Below are 20082 nucleotides of genomic sequence, written 5' to 3' on the forward strand. Positions count from 1 at the left end.
AGCCGCCGGCTATGTGCTGCGTGCACCGGGAGGTTGCTGGCCTTCGGGTAAGCTAACGCCCTCGTTTGCACAGGAATTCCAGGTGGCTGATTCTCCCAACGCTTCCCCGACGCGGATCCGCGCGCTGGAAGGCCAGAAACTGCTCTTGTGTGTCGGTGGCGGGATCGCGGCCTACAAGGCCCTGGAGCTGGTTCGACGCCTGCGTGATGCCGGTGCGCTGGTGCAGGTGGCGATGACGGCCGGCGCCCAGCAGTTCGTCACCCCACTCAGCTTCCAGGCCCTTTCCGGACAGCCGACCCGCACCACGTTGTGGGACAGCGCCGCCGAACAGGCCATGGGCCACATTGAACTGGCGCGCTGGGCCGATCGCATCGTGATCGCGCCGGGTACCGCCGACCTGCTGGCCCGCCTGGCCCAGGGCCACGCCGACGATCTGGTCAGCACCTTGTGCCTGGCCAGCACCGCACCGCTGACTGTGTGCCCGGCGATGAACCATCGGATGTGGCTGCATCCGGCCACCCAGGCCAATATCGCCCTGCTGCGCCAGCGTGGCGCACAGGTGATCGGTCCGGTCGATGGGCCGCTGGCCGAAGGCGAGTCCGGCCCCGGTCGTCTGGCCGAGCCGGCCGACATCGTCGCCGCCCTGGCCGCCAACGGCACTGCTGCTGCCGCTGCTGCGGCGCCGGAGACGCGCGCCCTGCAGGGCCTGCGGCTGTTGATCAGCGCCGGCCCGACCTATGAGGACATCGACCCGGTGCGTTACGTGGGCAACCGCAGCAGCGGCAAGATGGGATACGCCCTGGCCGCCGCTGCCGCCGGGCTGGGTGCCCAGGTGGTACTGGTCAGCGGCCCGGTGCAGCTGCCGACGCCGCCCGGCGTGCAGCGCATCGATGTGCGCTCTGCCGCGCAGATGCGTGACGCGGTACTGGCTGCGTTGCCGGCCGACATCTACATCGGTGCTGCCGCCGTTTCCGATTACACCCCGCGCCAGGTTGCCCCGCAGAAGCTGAAGAAGACCGCCGACAGCCAGTCCCTGGTGATCGAGCTGGTGCGCACCCCGGACATCCTGGCCGAGGTTGCCGCGCAGACGCAGTCGTTGAAGCTGGTGGTCGGCTTTGCCGCCGAGACCCACGACGTGGAGAAATATGCGCGCGGCAAGCTGGTCGACAAGCGCCTGGACCTGGTGATCGCCAACCAGGTGGGCATCAGCGGCGGTGGTTTCGAAAGCGACAACAATGCCGCCACGGCCTTCTGGCAGGATGGCGAACAGGTATTCCCGGCTACTTCCAAGCGTGAGCTGGCCGAACAACTGCTGGCGCTGATCGCGCGGAGGCTTCAGGCATGACCCAGGCAAGCACCCCCCAGGGGTTCTCCCCGCAACCGTTGCAGGTCAAGCTGCTCGACCCGCGCTTCGGCGACAGCTGGCCGCTGCCGGCCTATGCCACCGAAGCCAGCGCCGGCATGGACCTGCGCGCGGCGCTGGAAACCGCGCTGACCCTGCAGCCGGGCGATACCGCACTGGTCCCCAGCGGGCTTGCCATCCATATCGCCGATCCGCACCTGTGTGCGGTGATCCTGCCGCGTTCGGGCCTGGGCCACCGCCATGGCATCGTGCTCGGCAACGGCACCGGCCTGATCGACGCCGATTACCAGGGGCCGCTGCTGATCAGCGTCTGGAACCGTGGCCGCGAGGCCTTCACCATCGAACCGGGTGATCGCATCGCCCAGCTGGTGGTCGTGCCGATTGCCCGCGTCAGCCTGCAGGTGGTGGATACTTTCACCGACAGCGTGCGGGGAACGGGTGGATTCGGCCATACCGGGGTGCGTTGACAGGGGACATCGATGAGCGGCATCGGGGAAGCACAGCGGGGCAAGACGTTGGGGCGCAGCGCGCCATTGCTGGGCGTGCTGCTGGTACTGCTGGCCGCCTGGTTCGGCTGGAGCGCGGTACAGCAGTGGCGGCAGGCCGCCAGCGGGGACGCGCTGGAACAGGCCCGCGACCAGGCCGTGCAAGGGCTGCAGCAGGCGGCCTCCGGCCAGTTGCAGCAGCTGCAGCAGCACTTGAAGGGCGACCGCGTGCAGCAGGCGCTGCAGGCCGGTGATGCCGCCGGCGCCGCGCTGGCGCTGCGGGAAAGCTGGACCGGCGTCGAGCAGGTGGAGGTGCTGGGCGCTGACCTGGCCGCAGGCTATGCCGACGCGGCCACCTTTGGATTCGCCCGCCTGGCCCTGCTGGAATCGGCGCTGGCCGAAGGCAAGGCAACCCTGCGGGTGGTCCGCGATGGCGGCGGCAACCGCCTGGGTCTGGCCGCGCCGGTACAACTGGCCGGTGTCGGGCCGGCGGTGGTGTATATCCGCCAGCCGCTGCTGCGGTTGACCGCGCCGCTGGATCAGGTGAGCGCCCCCGGCAATGGCTTCCTGGCGCTGCGCCAGGGAGCACACAACATCGTGGTGCAGGGCGATACCGGCCTGTCCGAGAGCGCCGAAGCAATGGCGCGCCCGGTGGCGGGAACGCCGTTGCGGCTGGCCGCCGGGGTGCCCAATGTGGAACCCGGCCCGCTGGGGCTGGGAGCCCTGGCCAGCGCGATTGTCGCCCTGCTGCTGGGCTTCATCGCGGTACTGCTGGTGGTAGGTCGTGGCCGGCTGCCGAAATCACTGCCGCTGCCCAGCCGGCGCAGCGCGGTGGCCGACGCCGATCACGGCCCGACCCTGCGCGAAAGCCTGCAGATGGTCCCGCCAACTGTGCCCGGCGAGACGGTGGCCGAGGCTGCGCCACCTCCGCCGCCACCGGTTCCGGCCGACGAGCTGGCTGCAGGCATCTTCCGCGCCTACGACATCCGCGGCGTCGTGGGCAGCGAGCTGACCGCGCGCACCGCCGCGCTGATCGGCCAGGCCATCGGCACGGTCGCCCTTGAGCAGGGCCTCCGCGAGGTGGTGATCGGTCGCGATGGGCGCTTGTCCGGCCCCGAACTGTCGGCCGGTCTTGCCGAAGGCCTGCGGCGTGCCGGCTGTGCGGTCATCGATATCGGCCTGGCGCCGACCCCGGTGGTGTATTTCGCCGCCTTCCACCTGCGCACCGGTACCTGTGTAGCGGTCACCGGCAGCCACAATCCGCCGGACTACAACGGTTTCAAGATCGTCATCGGCGGTGAGACCCTGTCCGGCGACGCGATCACCGACCTCTACCAGCGCATTGTTGAAGGTCGTCTGGTGCAGGCTGTGGAACCGGGGGATTACCAGCAGCGCGAGGTCGCCGCCGATTACATCCAGCGTATTGCCGATGACGTGCAGCTGGACCGCCCACTGAAAGTGGTGGCCGACGCGGGCAACGGCGTGGCCGGTGCCTTCGCCCCGCAGCTGCTGGAAGCGATCGGCGCAGAAGTCATCCCGTTGTACTGCGATGTCGACGGCACCTTCCCCAACCATCACCCCGATCCCAGCGAGCCGGGCAACCTGGAAGACCTGGTGCAGACGGTCAAGCGCTTTGGCGCCGATCTCGGCGTGGCGTTCGATGGTGATGGCGATCGCCTTGGCGTGGTCACCAGTGAAGGCAAGGTCATCTACGCCGACCGTCTGCTGATGCTGTTCGCCGCCGACGTGCTGATGCGCAACCCGGGCGCGATGGTGATCTACGACGTGAAGTGCACCGGCAGGTTGTCCGATCACGTGCTGCGCAACGGCGGCAGCCCGTTGATGTGGAAGACCGGGCACTCGCTGATGAAGGCGAAGATGCGCGAGACCGACGCCGAACTGGCGGGCGAGATGAGCGGCCACTTCTTCTTCAAGGAACGCTGGTTCGGCTTTGACGATGGCCTGTACGCCGCTGCACGCCTGCTGGAGATCCTCGCCCAGCGCGAGGAAACGCCGGACGAAGTGCTGTCCGAACTGCCGGAAATGGTGGCGACGCCGGAGCTGAAGGTGCCGGTGGCCGAGGGCACCCCGCATGCGTTGGTGGCGATGCTGGTGGCCGCTGCGCAGTCGCCGGACAACCCGTATGTCGGCGGCCGCCTGTCGACCATCGACGGCCTGCGGGTGGACTTCGCCGACGGCTGGGGCCTGGTTCGCGCCTCCAACACCACGCCGGTGCTGGTGCTGCGTTTCGAAGGCAACGACGAAGCGGCACTGGAGCGCATCCAGGCGCTGTTCCGCAGCCAGCTGCAGCCGGTGCTGGGCGACACCCCGCTGGGATTCTGAGGTGAGGCTGGGCTGCGCCCGGCACCCGCGGTAGTGCCGGCCGCTGGCCGGCAACCTCAACAGCAACAGCGGGCACTCCGTGGGTTGGTGGAGCGGTGTCGGACTGCGGGGACGCCGCAAGTACGTCCTTGTAGGCTCGGGCGCGCCATCCATGCGGCTGACACCCCGCACTCCGACACCGCCCCACCTCTGACAATTTTCCGGTGCTGTTGGTGGGTGCCGACCTTGGTCGACACAGTAGATCCACGCCATGCGTGGAGGCTCTTCCGAATTCGCTTTGGTGGGTGCCGACCGTGGGTCGGCACGCCTCACCCCTTGAACCGCAGCCCCACACCCGGTTCGGTGAACAGGTAGCGTGAATCCAGCGCCGAGTCGCCCAGCTTGTGCCGCAGCTTGCCGACCAGGATGCGCAGGTAGTGGGTGTCGTGCTGGTGGGTGGGCCCCCAGATTTCCTGCAGGATCTGTGGCTGGGTGACCACCCGCCCGGCATTGCGCAGCAGCAGCGACAGCAATGCGTACTCCTTGCGGGTCAATGCCACCAGCTCGCCATCGATCGCCACTTCACGGCGCACCAGGTCCACGTGCAGGTGGCCATCGTCGAACACCGGCGGCGTGCCATCGGTCGGCACGCTGCGTGTGCGCAGCAGCGCCCGCACCCGCGCCATCAGTTCCTGGGTGCCGAAGGGCTTGGTCACATAGTCGTTGGCGCCGTTGTCCAGTGCACGCACTTTCTCGGTTTCGCCGGCACGCACGGTCAGCATGATCACCGGCACCTGGCTCCATTGCCGCAGCTGCTCCAGTACCTCGTGGCCTTCCATGTCCGGCAGGCCGATGTCCAGGATCACCAGGTCCATGTCCTCGCTGGCGGCCATCTGCAGGCCTTCCTGGCCGGTCGCGGCCTGGCGCACCTGGTAGCCCTGCGCGCGCAGGCTGATGTCCAGGAACCGGCGGATCTGGGTTTCATCGTCGATCACCAGCACGCGCGGGGCCGGCGCGCTGGCATCAGTCGGGGTCGGACTCATCGTGGGAGGCTGGCTTGAGCAGGGGCAGGGTAATGCGGATCAGGGTACCGCGACCGTCGCGCCCGGGCAGCGCCTGCACGCTGCCGCCGTGTGCGCCGATCATCCCCTGGCAGATGGTCAGGCCCAGGCCGGTGCCGTGGCGGCCGCGGTCGCCGCGTTCGACGCTGTAGAACATGTCGAAGATGCGCGCGCGCTCTTCGTCGGGAATGCCGGGGCCGGCATCGATCACGTCGATGCGCAGCTGACCGTCCAGTTCGCGCGCCAGCACCTGCACGGCGGCATCGGCTGGCGAGAACTTGGCAGCGTTCTCCATCACGTTGAACACCGCCTGTTCCACCAGTGCCGGATGCACCCAGATCGGTGCCAGCGTTGACGGAATGTCCAGCTCCAGCCGTACCTTCGGCTGGTAGCGCTGCAGGCGACGGGCCGCCGAACCGATCAGCTCGTCCACGCCTATCCAGTCGCGATTGATCTTCAGGCCCTCGTGGCCCAGCCGGGTCATGTCCAACAGGTTCTGGATGTAGCGGTCCAAGCGCTCGCCTTCGATCAGGATGGTGTCCAGCAGGGCGCGGCGGTCGGCCAGATCCATCGCCGCACCGTAGCTGGCCAGGCTGTCGGCCGAGCCGATCATCGCTGCCAGCGGCGAACGCAGGTCGTGCGACACCGAGGAAAGCAGGGCAGAGCGCAGCCGCTCGGTCTCGTTGCTCACATGCGCCTGTTCCAGCTCGGCCACCAGGCGCGTGCGCAACGCGGCCTGGGCGATGTCGTCGACCATTGCTTCGGCCAGCTGGCGTTGTTCGGGCAGCAGCCGCGCCTGCGCACCCGGCAGGTACAGGCCGGCCACGCCGATCGCGCGGTCTTCGCCGTCCAGCAGCGGCAGGAACCACCATTGCGCGCCGGCCAGGGTATCGGTGAAGCGGCCACTGGGCTGGCCATGGCGCAGGGCCCAGTCGGCTGCCGCCAGATCGGTATCACCGGGCAGGCTGCGGCCACCGGTCGCGGTATCGGCGCCGATCCGCAGCCAGGCCGGTACGTCCATGGCCTGTTCCAGCGCATGCCGGCCTGCCTGCGCCACTTCACCGTTGCCGGCCGCACTGGCCAGCTGACGGCCCAGCTGCTGGCGTGCGCGCGCATGGCGGTTGGCCGCGCGCAGGGCGATCACCTGCATGCGCAGGCGCGACGCCAGGCGTCCGGCCACCAGCGCCGCCGCCAGGAACAGGAACACGGTGATCACGCCCTGCCGCGCGCCGATGGCGAAGGTGAAGCGCGGCGCGATGAACAGGAAGTTGTAAGCGAGAAAACACAGGATCGCCGCCATCACCGCGACACTGGCGCGGGTTCGTGCGGCCACCAGCACCACCGCCACGATGAATACCATCGACAGGTCCGCCATGCCCACCCAGCGTTCGACCAGCCACGCCACCGCGCAGGCAAGGGCGGTGGCGATCAGGGCCTGCAACGGCTCGTGGCTGACCCCGCGCATCGGTGGCAGCAGCCCCTCTCGACGGGAACGCGCACGCGCCTGCGGCGTGCTGATGATGGTGATCTCGTAGTGCGCGCCGCGCTGGATCAGCTGCTGGGTCAGGGTGCGGTTGAACATCCGCGCCAGCGGCCGTTCGCGGGTACGCCCCAGCACCAGTGTCGATACGCCGTTGTGCGCGGCGTGGTCGAGCAACGCATCGGCAATGCTTGAGCCGTGCAGCAGCTCGGCTTCGCCGCCCAGGCGGCGGGCCAGCGCGAACGCAGCATCGATCTCGCGCCGGGTCGCTTCGTCCTGGCGGCGCCCCTGCACCGTCACCACCGTCCACGGTGCATCGCGGCGTTCGGCGATGCGCCGTGCCACCCGCACCAGGTATTCGCTCTGGCCACCGCCATCGATGGCCACCAGCACGCCACGCCGCAACGGCAGATTGCTCTCGCCGCGCGCGGCGCGGGCTTCGCGCAGGCTGCTGTCGACACGGTCGGCGGCCTCCTGCATCGCCAGCTCGCGCAATGCAGTCAGGTTGGCCGGCGAGAAGAACGCCTGCAGGGCCTGCGCGGCCTGCTCGGGCACGTACACCTTGCCCTGCTGCAGGCGCGCGATCAGTTCGCGCGGCGGCAGGTCGACCAGCACGATGTCATGCAGGCGGTCGAGCACGCCATCGGGCACGGTCTCGCTGACACGCACGCCGGTGATGCGCATCACCACATCGTTGAGGCTTTCCAGATGCTGGATGTTGACCGTGGTCCAGACGTCGATGCCGGCGTCCAGCAGTTCCATCACGTCCTGCCAGCGCCGTTCGTGGCGGCTGCCCGGTGCATTGCGATGGGCCAGCTCGTCCACCAGCACCAGCGCGGGGTTCCTCGCCAGCACGGCGTCCAGGTCCATTTCCTGCAGGTCGTGGCCATGGTAGGCCACGTCCTTCAGCGGCAGCCGCGGCAGGCCTTCCAGCAGGGCCTGGGTATCGGCACGGCCGTGGGTCTCCACCAGCCCGACCACCAGGTCCACGCCACGGCGCAGCTGTTCCTGCGCGCGGGTCAGCATGGCGTAGGTCTTGCCGACGCCGGGCGCAGCGCCCAGGAACACGGTGAGCTTGCCACCGGCCTCGCGTTGCAGTCCTTCCACCAGGGCGTTGGCCTGGCGGGTCCGCAGATCAGTCATGGGAGCCGCTGTCATGGCCGCCATTGTGCGCGCAACGCGTGCAGCCCTGCATCACGGCGCGCGTGCCGCGTGGTCCAGTGCGAAGTTCAGCGTCACCACGTTCACCCGCGGCTGGCCGAATACGCCCCATTGCCGGCCCTGCGTGTTGGCCTTCACCAGCGCCTGCACCTGCTCGACGGGCAGGCCACGCGCACGCGCCACCCGGGCCACCTGCAGCTGCGCTGCCGCCGGCGACAACTGCGGATCCAGGCCGCCGCCGGACTGGGTGACCAGATCGGCAGGCACCTGTGAGGGTGCTACGCCTTCGCGCGCGGCCACTGCTGCGGTGCTCGCCGCCACACGCTCGGCCAGCGCCGGGTTGCTGCGGGCCAGGTTGGAGCCGGCCGCCGCCATCGGGTCGTAGTTGGCGGCCGACGGTCGCGCCTGGAAGTAGCCATCGCCGGTGAACGGCTGCGAAAGCCATGCCGACGCACGCACCTGGCCGCTGCCATCGCGCAGCAGGCTGCCTTCGGCCTGCGCCGGGAAGGACAGGCCGGCAAAACCGGTGGCGATGCCGGCGTAGACCGCACCGGCCAGCAGCAGGGTGGCCACGCCCAGGCCGATGGCCGGGCGCCAGCTGGCGCCATCCTGCAGCGTGTCCACGCGCGCTTCGCGCTTCAGCCCGCGGGAAAGGGAAGGGGAGTCAGAACGGTTCATGCGCCGAATACCAGGACAAGAAGGAGGTCGATCAACTTGATCGCCGCGAACGGCAGCAGCACGCCACCCAGGCCGTACACCAGCATGTTCCGGCGCAGCAGCGCCGTTGCGGTGGCCGGGCGGAAGCGCACACCGCGCAACGCCAGCGGGATCAGGGCGGGAATCACCAGGGCATTGAAGATCAGCGCCGCCAGCACCGCGTTGCGCGGGCTCGACAGCTGCATCACGTTCAGCGCGGCCATCGCAGGCACGGTGGCGGCAAACAACGCCGGCAGGATCGCGAAGTACTTGGACACATCGTTGGCCAGCGAGAACGTGGTCAGCGCGCCGCGGGTGATCAGCTGCTGCTTGCCCACTTCCACCACCGCCAGCAGCTTGGCCGGATCCGAATCCAGATCGACCATGTTGCCGGCTTCCTTGGCCGCCTGCGTGCCCGAATTCATCGCCAGGCCGATGTCGGCCTGGGCCAGCGCCGGCGCATCGTTGGTACCGTCGCCGACCATCGCCACCAGGCGGCCACCGGCCTGCTCGGCACGGATGCGGGCCAGCTTGTCCTCGGGCCGTGCCTCGGCGATGTAGTCATCCACGCCGGCTTCGGCGGCGATCGCAGCAGCCGTCAGCGGGTTGTCACCGGTGATCATCACCGTGCGGATGCCCATCGCCCGCAGCTGTGCGAACTTCTCGCGCATGCCGTGCTTGACCACGTCCGACAGCTCGATCACGCCCAGCACATGGCGACCCTCGGCCACCACCAGCGGCGTGGCACCGTTGCGCGCGACCTGGTCCACGCGCCCGGCCAGTTCGGCCGGTACGGTGCCGCCGAGCGCCTGCACATGGGCACGGATCGCATCGGCAGCGCCCTTGCGGATCTGCCGGCCGTGCATCAGGTCGACACCGGACATGCGGGTCTGCGCGCTGAAGGCCAGGTAGTCGGCCTGGTCCGGTTCGGCGGTGGTGCAGCCCTGTTCGCGGGCCAGGCGCACGATCGACTTGCCTTCCGGGGTCGGATCGGCCAGCGATGACAGCAGCGCCGCCTCACGCAGCTGGTCGGCGTCGATTCCGGCCAGTGCGTGGAAGTGGCTGGCCTGGCGGTCGCCGTAGGTGATGGTGCCGGTCTTGTCGAGCAGCAGCACGTCGACGTCACCGGCCACTTCCACCGCCTTGCCCGACTTGGCCAGCACGTTGGCCGCCAGCGCGCGGTTCATGCCGGCGATGCCGATGGCCGGCAGCAGGCCACCGATGGTGGTCGGGATCAGGCACACCAGCAGCGCGATCAGCAGCAGCGGATCTACCTTGACGCCCACCGACGCACCGATCGCCGGCAGCGTCGCCACCACCACCAGGAAGGTCAGCGTCATCGCCGCCAGCAGCAGGGTCAGCGCGATTTCATTCGGGGTCTTCTGACGGTTGGCGCCTTCCACCAGCGCGATCATGCGGTCCAGGAAGCTGTGTCCCGGCTCGGCAGTGATGCGTACGACGATCTGGTCGGACAGCACCTTGGTGCCGCCGATCACGCCGGAGCGATCAGTACCCGCCTCGCGCAGCACCGGTGCCGACTCGCCGGTCACCGCCGCTTCGTTGATGGTGGCCAGGCCCTGCACGATCTCGCCGTCGGCCGGCACCAGCTCGCCGGCACTGACGATCACATGATCACCGGGGCGCAGTTCCGCGGCGGGCACCTGGGTCTCGCTGGCACCGGCCTGCGCCGACGCCAGACGACGCGCCACCAGGTCCTGGCGGGCGCGGCGCAGCGAGGCGGCCTGGCCACGGCCACGTGCTTCGGCCACGGCCTCGGCGAAATTGCCGAACAGCACGGTGACCAGCAGGATCGCGGTCACCGCCAGGCCGAAGCCCAGTGGTGCATTGCCGGTCAGGGTGATGATTGCGGCGACGATCGTGCCGGCCATCACCACCGCCATCACCGGGCTGCGCACCAGATGCATCGGCGACAGCTTGCGTACGGCCTCGATGAGCGCCCGGCGCAGGCCGGCGGCATCGAGCAGGGCCGGGCGGGAAGCCACGGAAGAGGAACGGTTTGCGGTTGCGTGACTACTCATGGGGTGTCCTCAGTGCAGTCCCAGGCTCAGGTGGTCGGCGATCGGGCCGAGTACCAGGGCCGGCATGAACTGCAGCACGGTCAGGATGACGATCACCGAGACCAGGGTCAGGGCGAACGTCGGGGTTTCGATCTGCAGGCTGCCGGCCGATTCAGGGGCCTGCCGCTTGGCGGCCAGCTGTGCGGCCACCACCAGCGGGATGATCAGCAGCGGGAAGCGGCCCAGCAGCAGCACCAGCGAGCAGCTCAGGTTCCACCACGGCGTGGCGTCACCCAGCCCCTCGAAGCCCGAGCCATTGTTGGCGTAGGCCGAGACGTACTCGTAGAACACCTGGCTGATGCCATGGAAGCCGGGATTGGAGGTGCCCGCCAGACCGGGCACGGCCAGCGTGATCGCGGTGAACAGCAGCAGGGTGATCGGCTGCAGCAGCACCAGCAGGGCCAGCAGGCGCACCTGCGGCGTTTCCAGCTTGCGGCCGAACAGTTCCGGTGTACGGCCGGTCATCAGCCCGGCCAGGAACACACCCAGCAGCAGGTACACGATGAACTGCTGGAGGCCGCAGCCGATGCCGCCCCAGATCGCGCTGACCAGCATGTTGACCATCGCCAGGCCGCCAGACAGCGGGGTCAGCGAATCGTGCATGCCGTTGACCGAACCGTTGGAGACCTGGGTGGTCACCGCCGCCCACAGCGCGGTGCCATCGGCGCCGAAGCGTACTTCCTTGCCTTCCATCAGCAGCGGCGTGGCCGCGCTGGCGCTATGGCCCTCGCTCCATACCATCGCACCGGTGGACAGCAGCGACATGCCGAGCATGCAGCTGAACACCAGCGCGCCGAAACGACGGCGCCCGGTGAACGCGCCGATCATGAAGATCACCGCCATCGGCACCAGCAGGATGCCGATCACCTCCAGCATGTTCGACACCGGGGTCGGGTTCTCCAGCGGGAAGCTGCTGTTCGGGCCATACCAGCCGCCACCATTGGCACCCAACTGTTTGGCCGCGACCATCGCCGCAACCGGGCCCAGCGGCAGCTTCTGCTGCGCCATGCCGGCACTGGCATCGATCGGCGTGGCCTGCGGGCCACCAGCCATCGTGGAGGGCACGCCCTGGCTGGTCAGCAGCAGCGCCCAGACCAGGCACAGCGGCAGCAGGAAGCGCACGCACAGGCGCACGACGTCGGCGTAGTAATTGCCCACCGCCACCTGGCGGTCATCGCCCGCGGCAGGCGCGGTGACCGATTTCGGCGCACGCGAGAACAACGCACGCAGCGTGGCCACGGCCAGCGCCAGGCCCATCATCGGCGTCACTACCTGCAGGCCGGTGATGCCGGTCATCTGCGAGAAGTAGGACAGCTGTGCCTGGCCGGAATAGTGCTGCTGGTTGGTGTTGGTCAGGAACGAGATCATCGTGTGCAGCGCCGTATCCCAGCGCATGTTCGGGATCTGGTCCGGATTCAACGGCAACCACGCCTGGGTCATGAACACGGCCTGGGTGAGCACCGCGATCACCACGTTGCTGAGCACGAATGCCAGCACGTAGCCCCGCCAGGACATCGAACGTGACGGATCAACGCCGAGCACCCTGTACAACGGCTTTTCGATCCAGTGGAACAGCACGTCGACCTTCATCGGCGTGCCGCGCATTACCCGGGCCAGATACAGGCCCAGGGGCCAGGCCAGCAGCAGGCTGGCGGCAAGAATGGCAAGAATTTCAGTCATGGCAGGCTCCGCTCAGAACGACTCGGGCCGCAGCACGACATAAAGAAGATAGGCGGCGGCAACCAGCACCAGCACGCCACACAGCAACGACAGCCAGGGGGACATGGAATTGAGACCTGGTGGAACCCCTCCACCTCAGGCCGCCATCGTCGTCCCCGCCCCCATAAACGCACTACGCGCCGGACAGGGCCGACGCATAAAAAGTGCATAAATTTCGGGGGCCAGGCCGTAACCCGGCATGCGGTAGCACCGGGCCATGCCCGGCGAGCAGCGCGCCGTTCAACCCGCCGGGGGCTGTGCCGGCACGTCCACCGGCGCCAATCCCTTCAGCTGCCGATAGCGCTGCAGGCTGCTTTCGATTTCGACCTTCAATGCCTGCTGCTGCTGTTCGAAACTGGCCAGCAGCCGTTGCTGCGACTGCAGCTGCGCATGGCGCTGGCCGATCGCCTGGGCCTGCTTGTCGGCCACCTTGGCGCCGGCCAGTTCGCGGTCACCGGCGGCGGCAAGCAAGGCCACCAGCGATTCGCGCAGGCTGGCCACGTTGTACTGGGCGGTCTTGAGGTTGTTGTCGAGCACCTCCTGGCGCTCGGCGAACACGCGCCGCAGCGCGTTCTCATCACCGTAGGTGGTCAGCATCGCCTGTTCGGTGCGCTGCCGGGTCTGCTCGGCCATCTGGTCCAGCTCGGCCTGCGCTGCCGCCGTGCTGGCGGCAGCGCGTTCCTCATCGCTCAACGCGCGCTGCACCTGCGCATTGCGCAGGCCGCTGTTGGCGCTGAACTCATCACGGGCGTGGTTGACCGCATCGGCCGGCAGCGCGTCGCTGCAGATCCGTTCCCTGCCCTCGTTCCAGCAGTACAGCTTCTTGTCTGCGGCCTTGCTCCTGGACTGTGCCAGCAGCGTCTGCGGCATCACCAGCAGCAGGCTGGCAGCAATGATGGCAGGAACTCGGAACATGCGACCTTCCCTCCTGGTGGTCAGCGCGTGGAACGGACGCCGTACTGGGCGCGATAGGCCTCCAGCGGCTGCCGGTAGCCTACAAGTTCCGGATTTCCGGACGCGAAATCAAGCAGGTCGGCCAGCGTCGCCACGGCGATCACCGGGATGCCGGCTTCTTCGGCCACGGCCTGTGCGGCGGAGCGATGGTCGCTGTCCGAGGCGATTTCCTGGCGGTCCAGGGCCACCACGATGCCGGCCGGAATGCCGCCGGCAGCGCGGATGATCGCCAGCGCCTCGCGGATGGCGGTGCCGGCGGTGATCACGTCGTCGACGATCAGCACGCGCTTGCCGGTCATGTCGGCGCCGATCAACTGGCCGCCTTCACCATGGTCCTTCACTTCCTTGCGGTTGAACGACAGCGGCAGGTCGCGGCCACGCTGGGCCAGCTCGCAGGCCATCGCGGTGGCCAGCGGAATGCCCTTGTAGGCCGGGCCGAACACCACGTCGTACTTGATCCCGGTGGCGTCGATGGCGTCGGAATAGCACGCCCCCAGCTGCGACAGCAGGGAACCGGAGTCGAAACGGCCGGCGTTGAAGAAATAGGGGCTCAGCCGGCCGGACTTGAGGGTGAACTGGCCGAAGCGCAGGGCATCGGCGGTCAGGGCCAGCTGCAGGAAACGGTGACGGTGGTCGCTCATCAAAACTCGATTCATCTTCATTTGGAGCGCAAATCCTAATCCAGCTGGGCTTTCCGCGCTCGTCCGGCGCCTTCACGCGGGTCTCCGGGGTGGCCCCTGCGGGCTGCTCAGTCCGGCAGGCAACCGGTATGCTTGCCCGGTTTCCCGCCGTAGGTTCTTCCGCATGCGCATCATCAGCTTCAACGCCAATGGCATCCGCTCGGCCGCCACCAAGGGCTTCCTCGACTGGTTCCGTGGCCAGGACGCCGACGTCCTCTGCATCCAGGAGACCAAGGCCCAGGAAGACCAGCTGACCGACCCGATGTTCCGCCCGGACGGCCACCATTGCTTCTACCGCGATGCCATTACCAAGAAGGGTTACAGCGGTGTGGCGATCTACAGCAGGCGCGAACCGGACCAGGTCATCACCTCGCTGGGCTGGGCGCCGTTCGACGATGAAGGCCGTTACATCGAGGCCCGCTTCGGCAACCTCAGCGTGGTCTCCTTCTATATCCCGTCCGGCAGTTCGGGCGACCTGCGCCAGGGATTCAAGTTCGAAGTGATGGAATGGCTGCGACCGATCCTCGAGGAATGGGCGCGCAGCGGCCGCGACTACGTGCTGTGCGGCGACTGGAACATCGTCCGCTCGGCGCTGGACATCAAGAACTGGAAGTCCAACCAGAAGAACTCCGGTTGCCTGCCCGAGGAACGCGACTGGCTCAATGCGCTGTGTGCCGACCATGGCCAGGCTACCGATGTCGCCGCCGGCCGCGGATGGGCCGATGCCTACCGCCTGCTCAACCCGACCGGCGAGGACTACACCTGGTGGAGCAACCGTGGCGCCGCCCGCGCCAACAACGTTGGTTGGCGCATCGACTACCAGTTCATCACCCCGGGCCTGCGTGACCGCCTGCGCAGCTGCTCGATCTACCGCGACCAGCGCTTCTCCGACCACGCGCCGTTCATCGTGGACTACGACCTGTGACCGAGGCTGCCAAGCCGCGCCGATCCTGGCGGCAGGTGCTGGCCAACCTGCGCCAGCGCAAGGTGCTGGCGATGCTGCTGCTGGGCTTCAGTTCGGGGCTTCCGATCTACCTGGTGGGCAACACGCTTGGCTTCTGGATGCGCAAGGAAGGCATCGAGCTGAGCACCATCGGCTTCCTGTCGTGGGTGGGCCTGGCCTACACGATGAAGTTCCTGTGGGCGCCGATCGTCGACAAGGCCGACGTGCCACTGTTCGGTCGGCTGGGGCGTCGTCGTGGCTGGATGCTGCTGTCGCAGATCGTCGCCGCGGTGGGCCTGGTCGGCATGGCGTTGATCCAGCCCAAGGGCGGCCAGTTGCTGCTGCTGGGAATCGCCTGGGAACATGTGGTGGTCTTCGGCGCGATGGCCGTGGTGGTGGCCTTCGCCTCGGCCACCCAGGACATCGTGATCGACGCCTGGCGCATCGAGAGCGCAGACAACAGTGAACAGCTTGGCCTGCTGACTTCATCGTCGGCGCTGGGCTATCGCACAGCGCTGCTGGTCACCGATGCCCTGATCCTGATCATCGCCGCCCGCGTCGGCTGGCAGGTGTCCTATGAGTTGATGGCCGCGCTGATGGCACTGGGCGTGGTGGCGGTGGTCATGGCCCGCGAGCCGGCCCGCGAGATCCAGGCAGTGCAGGCGCAGGCCGCCTCGTTGTGGACGCCGCGCGGCCTGTTCGATGCAGTGGTCGGCCCGTTCGTGGCGTTCGTACGCGAACATCGCAGCGGCGCGATCCTGATCCTGGTGGCGATCAGCGTCTACCGCATGGCCGACTTCGTCATGGGGCCGATGGCCAATCCGTTCTACGTCGATCTCGGACTGGACGAGGACACCGTGGGCGCTGTGCGTGGTTCGGTCGGCCTGGTGGCCACCTTCATCGGCATCGCCGCTGCTGGCCTGGTGTCCGTGCGCTGGGGCGTGCTGGCAGCGCTGTTGGCTGGCGCCGTGCTTGGCCCGGCCTCCAACCTCGCCTTCGCCTGGCTGGCCTGTTCGGGGCCGGACACCACCCACTTTGCTGTCGCAATGGCGATCGACAATTTCGCCAGCGGTTTCGCAGGTACCGCGTTGATCGCCTACATGTCGAGCTTGACCAGCATCGGCTATACCGCCACCCAGTACGCCCTGCTCAGCTCGTTCTACGCGATGCCCGGCAAGGCGCTGAAGGGCTTTTCCGGCTGGTCGGTACAGACCCTGGCACAGGGCCGCACGCTGCTGGAAGGCTACGCGCTGTTCTTCATCGGTACTGCCCTGGTGGCGATCCCGGTGGTGATCCTGTGCGCGATGCTGATTCTGCAGCAGCGCCGGCGCGCCGTGACCTGACAGTTGCCGGCGCCCCCGGCGTGCGGGATGATCGCCCCGACGCGCCGAGGGGGCGGTGCCTTGCGAACGGGGAAGTGAGCATGGCCGACGTAGTGCTGCGGGACCTGGACCCGCTGCTGCTGGAACGCATCAAACGGGTCTCGGTGGCCCGTGGCTGGACCCACGAACAGACCTGCGCGGTCCTGCTGGAGCAGGGCCTGTTCAACAGTGAACTGGAGGTCCGCTCCGGCTTCGGCGATCCCGAAGTCGACGCGCTTTCCGACGCGATCGCCGCACTACAGGCGCTTCCCGCCGGCCAGGGCTTCGATTGATCTGATGTCCGGTCGCCGGGCATGGCCCGGCGCTACCGTGCGCCGCCGACGGGTAGCGCCAGGCCATGCCCGGCGGATGGCGTCACCTCACGCCGGATGGATCGCCCCGAGAATCCGCGGCCCCGTCGCCCCGGTCACGCTCGGCAGGTTGCCCGGCAGCCCGTCCATCGTCCGTTGCGCCAGCCAGGCAAACCCCATCGCCTCCACATACTCCGGATCCAGCCCGTGCAGCGCCGTGGACTCGACCACCACGCCCGGCAACCGCGCCGCCAGCCGCCGCATCAACTGCGTATTGCGAACGCCACCGCCGCACACCAGCACCCGCCGGGTGTGCGGCTGCTGGGCCAGCAGCGCATCAACCACCGTGGCCGCGGTCAGCTCCAGCAGTGTCGCCTGCACATCGGCGGCGGCGAACTGGCCTTCCTCCATGTGTGCCTCGGCCCACGGCAGGTGGAACTGCTCGCGCCCGGTGCTCTTGGGCGGCGGCAACGCGAACCACGGATCCGCGCGCCAGCCGGCCAGCAGGCTGTCATCCACCGCACCGCTGGCTGCGTAGGCGCCGTCAGCATCGAAGCTGCGCCCGGTATGGCGTTGGCACCAGGCATCCATCAGCGCATTGGCCGGGCCGGTATCGAAGCCACGCACCACGCCTTCGCGCGGAATCAGGGTCAGGTTGGCGATCCCGCCCAGGTTCAGCACCGCACGGTCCTCATCGGCCGCACCCAGCATGTCCAGGTGGAAAGCCGGCATCAGCGGCGCCCCATGGCCGCCGGCGGCAACGTCACGGCGGCGGAAATCGCACACGGTGGTGATGCCGGTCAGTTCGGCGATGCGGTTGCCGTCGCCCAGCTGCACGGTGAAAGCCGGGTCGGCCAACGGTCGATGGCGCACCGTCTGCCCGTGCGAGCCGATGGCCCGTACCTGCGCACGGTCGACACCGGCTTCTTCCAGCAGCTGGTTGGCGGCGGCGGCGAAGCTGATCGCAATCCGCGCGTCCAGTTCGCCCAGCTCCTCAATCGACTGCAGCGGGCCGCCCTCGCCGAGGGCCACCAGCCGTGCGCGCAGTACCGGTTCCCAGCGGGCAGTCAGCCCATGCACGAAGCGGCATCCCCCGTCGGCCGGGAACTGCACCAGCGCGGCATCGATGCCGTCAGCGCTGGTGCCCGACATCAGGCCCAGGTAGAGGGGAAGGGACGGATCGGCAGTGGTGTTCATGGCGGGCATAAAAAAAGGACACGGCAAGCTTGTGCTGCCGTGTCCTCCTTCGTCAACGCAGGCCTCAGCCGCGCTTGCGGCCTGCCGGCGCCTTGTCCTTGGCGCTGGCCACCTCGGTGCTCGCGCTTTCGGCGGCCGGCGCGGGGCTGGCGTCGGCGTAGATCAGCTTCTCCATGCCCTGGATGCGGGCCATCGCCGGCGCAGTCTGCGCCCGGAAGGCCACCAGCTCGGCGCCCTTCAACGGCTCCGGCGGCGGCATGGTCACCGTCAGCGGGTTGCGGTGCTCGCCATTGACCCGGAATTCGTAGTGCAGGTGCGGGCCGGTGGCCAGGCCGGTCGAGCCGACGTAGCCGATCACCGTGCCCTGGGCCACGCGTTGGCCATTCTTGATCCCGGCAAAGCGCGACATGTGGCCGTACAGGGTGGTGTGGCCACGGCCGTGGTCGAGGATCACCACGTTGCCATAACCGCGCTGCACGCCGACAAACTGCACCCGTGCATCGCCGGCGGCCATGATCGGGGTACCGGTGCGCGCGGCGTAGTCCACGCCCTTGTGCATGCGCATCTTGCCCAGCACCGGGTGCTTGCGCGCGCCGAAGGTCGAACTCAGCCGCGCGAACGGGATCGGCATGCGGATGAAGCTCTTCTTCAGCGAACGGCCATTGATGTCGTAGTACTCGGACTTGCCGTTGCGGTCGAAGCGGAAGCCGGAATAGGTCTTCCCGCCGGTGGTGAAGGTCGCCGCCAGGATCTTGCTGGTATCGACCTTCTCGCCCTCGCGCCAGGTCTCATCCATCACCACGCTGAAGCGGTCACCCGGCTGCAGGTCCTTGGAGAAGTCGATGTCGTACTTGAAGATGTCGTCGGTCATCGTCGCGATCGCCGACGGTGACAGTCCGGCGCGGCGCGCGGCCGCATACAGCGAACTGGTGATCTCGCCGCTGGTGACCACCGTGCGCGTGGATGTCTCGCGCTTGGTTACCGTTTCCTTGATGTCATCACCGATCAGGCTCAGTTCGACCCGGTTGTCGGCATCGCGGTCGAAGCGGATGCTGCGCAGGTCACCGGACAGCGGCATGTCGAAGGCGATCTCGGCACCCGGGCGCAGCTTGGTCAGCGATTCGCGCGCACCCGGATGGTCCAGCACCCGGTGCAGGGTGGTGGCGGAGATGCCGGCCTTGTCGAACAGGTCGCTCAGCGTCTGCCCGCGCTGCACCCGCAGCACCTGCCAGCTGTCGCCGGGAATCTGCTGCTGGCGCGCCATTGCCAACGGCGGCAGCGGCAGCGCCAGGCTGGTGTGGCTGTCGGCGTAGGGCGCATCGATGGTGTGCGAGAAGCCCGGCACGATCGTGGCCACCAGCGCACCGATGGTCACAAACAGGCTGGCGTGCATCCAATGACGCCGCGTCCAGCGCTCATTGAACGCAGCGGGAAGGTGTTGCCTCAGCTTCCGGTGCAGGGCGTTGTCGTGCAGGACGTGGAGTCGTTCCTGGAAGCGCTGCTTGCGAGCGCGGCCTTGATCGGAATTGAGCATCAGATGTCGGTCTCTGGCTGACCCGGGAACGCGGGCCCAAACGCCGGTAACATAGACACCTAACAAATTCGCGTCAAACCCTTGTGCCTATTGGCTTTTGTGAAGCCGATCGGGTTAACTTCGCTTTAACACCCCACATAAGAAACGGCGTTGCCGGGAGTAGTCACGTGTCCTCGATTGAAGAAGCCCTTGCCCTGATCGGCCGCGGTGCCGACGAGATCCTCAAGCTCGAGGATCTGCGCGCGCGTCTGCAGGAAGGCCGCCCGCTGCGCATCAAGGCCGGCTTCGACCCCACCGCGCCTGACCTGCACCTGGGCCACACGGTGCTGCTGAACAAGATGCGTCAGTTCCAGGACCTCGGCCACCAGGTCATTTTCCTGATCGGCGACTTCACCGGCATGATCGGCGACCCCTCTGGCAAGAGCCTGACCCGCAAGCCGCTCAGCCGTGACGACGTGCTGGCCAACGCCCGTACCTACGAGGAGCAGGTGTTCAAGGTGCTGGACCGCAGCCGCACCGAGGTCCGCTTCAATTCGGAGTGGTTCGGCAAGATGAGCGCGGCCGACATGATCCGCCTGGCCGGCCAGCACACCGTGGCACGCATGCTCGAGCGCGACGACTTCGCCAAGCGCTATGCCGCCCAGCAGTCCATCGCCATCCACGAATTCCTGTACCCGCTGGTGCAGGGCTACGACTCGGTGGCCCTGGAAGCGGACGTCGAGCTGGGCGGTACCGAC

At 68.0% G+C, this 20082-nt stretch carries 17 protein-coding genes (1 of these 17 cut by a window edge); 7 read left to right on the top strand and 10 right to left on the bottom strand.

Annotated elements, in window-relative coordinates:
• Positions 1 to 82: 82 nt before the first annotated feature.
• From coaBC to D0Y85_RS01765, 3 genes are read left to right on the top strand one after another with little or no spacing between them, the layout of a single operon-like run.
• Entirely contained in the window at positions 83 to 1345 is a 1263-nt protein-coding gene (coaBC, locus tag D0Y85_RS01755) for a bifunctional phosphopantothenoylcysteine decarboxylase/phosphopantothenate--cysteine ligase CoaBC (protein ID WP_117309326.1), read from the top strand.
• A complete protein-coding gene (dut, locus tag D0Y85_RS01760; RefSeq protein ID WP_117309327.1) occupies positions 1342 to 1830 on the top strand; it encodes a dUTP diphosphatase in 489 nt (162 codons plus the stop codon). The genes coaBC and dut overlap by 4 nt, the downstream gene beginning before the upstream one ends.
• A gap of 12 nt (positions 1831 to 1842) precedes the next feature.
• Positions 1843 to 4191, top strand: coding sequence for a phosphomannomutase/phosphoglucomutase (locus tag D0Y85_RS01765; protein ID WP_117309328.1), 2349 nt, complete (start codon positions 1843 to 1845; stop codon positions 4189 to 4191).
• A 308-nt stretch (positions 4192 to 4499) separates the two neighbouring features.
• On the opposite strand, the gene D0Y85_RS01770 is transcribed toward D0Y85_RS01765, so the two are convergent.
• The 8 genes from D0Y85_RS01770 to pyrE all read right to left on the bottom strand — a co-directional run bounded on the left by D0Y85_RS01770 (position 4500) and on the right by pyrE (position 13960).
• Positions 4500 to 5213, bottom strand: a complete 714-nt coding sequence (locus tag D0Y85_RS01770; protein WP_025879418.1) for a response regulator transcription factor — start codon at positions 5211 to 5213, stop codon at positions 4500 to 4502.
• On the bottom strand, positions 5194 to 7854 hold the full coding sequence (locus D0Y85_RS01775) for a sensor histidine kinase KdpD (protein ID WP_117309329.1): 2661 nt from the start codon (positions 7852 to 7854) through the stop codon (positions 5194 to 5196). Before D0Y85_RS01775 ends, D0Y85_RS01770 begins: the two co-directional genes overlap by 20 nt.
• 51 nt (positions 7855 to 7905) lie before the next feature.
• The gene (gene kdpC / locus D0Y85_RS01780) at positions 7906 to 8550 is read right to left on the bottom strand and encodes a potassium-transporting ATPase subunit KdpC (protein ID WP_117309330.1); all 645 of its coding nucleotides are present in this window, start codon (positions 8548 to 8550) and stop codon (positions 7906 to 7908) included.
• Positions 8547 to 10607 carry a potassium-transporting ATPase subunit KdpB gene (gene kdpB, locus D0Y85_RS01785; RefSeq protein ID WP_025879421.1) on the bottom strand — a complete coding sequence of 687 codons (2061 nt, stop codon included), beginning with the start codon at positions 10605 to 10607 and terminating at the stop codon, positions 8547 to 8549. The genes kdpC and kdpB overlap by 4 nt, the downstream gene beginning before the upstream one ends.
• A 9-nt stretch (positions 10608 to 10616) precedes the next feature.
• Entirely contained in the window at positions 10617 to 12326 is a 1710-nt protein-coding gene (gene kdpA / locus D0Y85_RS01790; protein WP_117309331.1) for a potassium-transporting ATPase subunit KdpA, read from the bottom strand.
• A gap of 12 nt (positions 12327 to 12338) precedes the next feature.
• Positions 12339 to 12431 carry a potassium-transporting ATPase subunit F gene (locus D0Y85_RS01795; RefSeq protein ID WP_005407770.1) on the bottom strand — a complete coding sequence of 31 codons (93 nt, stop codon included), beginning with the start codon at positions 12429 to 12431 and terminating at the stop codon, positions 12339 to 12341.
• A gap of 174 nt (positions 12432 to 12605) precedes the next feature.
• Positions 12606 to 13280, bottom strand: a complete 675-nt coding sequence (locus tag D0Y85_RS01800) for a hypothetical protein (protein WP_117309332.1) — start codon at positions 13278 to 13280, stop codon at positions 12606 to 12608.
• A gap of 20 nt (positions 13281 to 13300) precedes the next feature.
• Positions 13301 to 13960 carry an orotate phosphoribosyltransferase gene (gene pyrE / locus D0Y85_RS01805; RefSeq protein WP_025879424.1) on the bottom strand — a complete coding sequence of 220 codons (660 nt, stop codon included), beginning with the start codon at positions 13958 to 13960 and terminating at the stop codon, positions 13301 to 13303.
• 163 nt (positions 13961 to 14123) lie between these two features.
• Between pyrE and D0Y85_RS01810 the strand changes: the two genes are divergently transcribed.
• The 3 genes from D0Y85_RS01810 (at position 14124) to D0Y85_RS01820 (ending at position 16596) form a co-directional block, all read left to right on the top strand.
• The gene (locus tag D0Y85_RS01810) at positions 14124 to 14924 is read left to right on the top strand and encodes an exodeoxyribonuclease III (RefSeq protein ID WP_117309333.1); all 801 of its coding nucleotides are present in this window, start codon (positions 14124 to 14126) and stop codon (positions 14922 to 14924) included.
• A complete protein-coding gene (locus D0Y85_RS01815; RefSeq protein WP_117309334.1) occupies positions 14921 to 16285 on the top strand; it encodes an MFS transporter in 1365 nt (454 codons plus the stop codon). Before D0Y85_RS01810 ends, D0Y85_RS01815 begins: the two co-directional genes overlap by 4 nt.
• 80 nt (positions 16286 to 16365) lie before the next feature.
• The gene (locus D0Y85_RS01820) at positions 16366 to 16596 is read left to right on the top strand and encodes a hypothetical protein (protein WP_117311829.1); all 231 of its coding nucleotides are present in this window, start codon (positions 16366 to 16368) and stop codon (positions 16594 to 16596) included.
• An 87-nt stretch (positions 16597 to 16683) separates the two neighbouring features.
• Here the strand turns inward: D0Y85_RS01820 and D0Y85_RS01825 are convergent, their stop codons facing one another.
• Together D0Y85_RS01825 and D0Y85_RS01830 are read right to left on the bottom strand one after the other, a co-directional pair.
• Positions 16684 to 17811 (bottom strand): anhydro-N-acetylmuramic acid kinase, encoded by a 1128-nt coding sequence (locus tag D0Y85_RS01825; RefSeq protein WP_117311830.1) that lies wholly within the window; start codon positions 17809 to 17811, stop codon positions 16684 to 16686.
• A 64-nt stretch (positions 17812 to 17875) separates the two neighbouring features.
• Positions 17876 to 19345 (bottom strand): peptidoglycan DD-metalloendopeptidase family protein, encoded by a 1470-nt coding sequence (locus tag D0Y85_RS01830; protein WP_117309335.1) that lies wholly within the window; start codon positions 19343 to 19345, stop codon positions 17876 to 17878.
• Positions 19346 to 19512: 167 nt separating this feature from the next.
• On the opposite strand from D0Y85_RS01830, the gene tyrS reads away from it, so the two are divergent.
• A protein-coding gene (gene tyrS, locus D0Y85_RS01835; RefSeq protein WP_117309336.1) for a tyrosine--tRNA ligase crosses the window boundary here: on the top strand, positions 19513 to 20082 show its start. 639 nt of this gene lie beyond the right edge of the window; 570 of the gene's 1209 nt are visible here — the first part of the coding sequence; its start codon is at positions 19513 to 19515; its stop codon lies beyond the right edge, outside the window.

The sequence above is a fragment of the Stenotrophomonas sp. G4 genome (assembly GCF_003428825.1).
Taxonomy (GTDB): domain Bacteria; phylum Pseudomonadota; class Gammaproteobacteria; order Xanthomonadales; family Xanthomonadaceae; genus Stenotrophomonas; species Stenotrophomonas indicatrix.

Coding starts and splice junctions, on each gene's coding strand:
- D0Y85_RS01770 (WP_025879418.1), bottom strand. CDS start 5,213: ATGAGTCCGACCCCGACTGATGCCAGCGCGCCGGCCCCGCGCGTGCTG.
- dut (WP_117309327.1), top strand. CDS start 1,342: ATGACCCAGGCAAGCACCCCCCAGGGGTTCTCCCCGCAACCGTTGCAG.
- kdpB (WP_025879421.1), bottom strand. CDS start 10,607: ATGAGTAGTCACGCAACCGCAAACCGTTCCTCTTCCGTGGCTTCCCGC.
- kdpC (WP_117309330.1), bottom strand. CDS start 8,550: ATGAACCGTTCTGACTCCCCTTCCCTTTCCCGCGGGCTGAAGCGCGAA.
- D0Y85_RS01795 (WP_005407770.1), bottom strand. CDS start 12,431: ATGTCCCCCTGGCTGTCGTTGCTGTGTGGCGTGCTGGTGCTGGTTGCC.
- pyrE (WP_025879424.1), bottom strand. CDS start 13,960: ATGAGCGACCACCGTCACCGTTTCCTGCAGCTGGCCCTGACCGCCGAT.
- D0Y85_RS01810 (WP_117309333.1), top strand. CDS start 14,124: ATGCGCATCATCAGCTTCAACGCCAATGGCATCCGCTCGGCCGCCACC.
- D0Y85_RS01775 (WP_117309329.1), bottom strand. CDS start 7,854: ATGACTGATCTGCGGACCCGCCAGGCCAACGCCCTGGTGGAAGGACTG.
- D0Y85_RS01820 (WP_117311829.1), top strand. CDS start 16,366: ATGGCCGACGTAGTGCTGCGGGACCTGGACCCGCTGCTGCTGGAACGC.
- D0Y85_RS01765 (WP_117309328.1), top strand. CDS start 1,843: ATGAGCGGCATCGGGGAAGCACAGCGGGGCAAGACGTTGGGGCGCAGC.
- D0Y85_RS01825 (WP_117311830.1), bottom strand. CDS start 17,811: ATGAACACCACTGCCGATCCGTCCCTTCCCCTCTACCTGGGCCTGATG.
- kdpA (WP_117309331.1), bottom strand. CDS start 12,326: ATGACTGAAATTCTTGCCATTCTTGCCGCCAGCCTGCTGCTGGCCTGG.
- D0Y85_RS01830 (WP_117309335.1), bottom strand. CDS start 19,345: ATGCTCAATTCCGATCAAGGCCGCGCTCGCAAGCAGCGCTTCCAGGAA.
- D0Y85_RS01800 (WP_117309332.1), bottom strand. CDS start 13,280: ATGTTCCGAGTTCCTGCCATCATTGCTGCCAGCCTGCTGCTGGTGATG.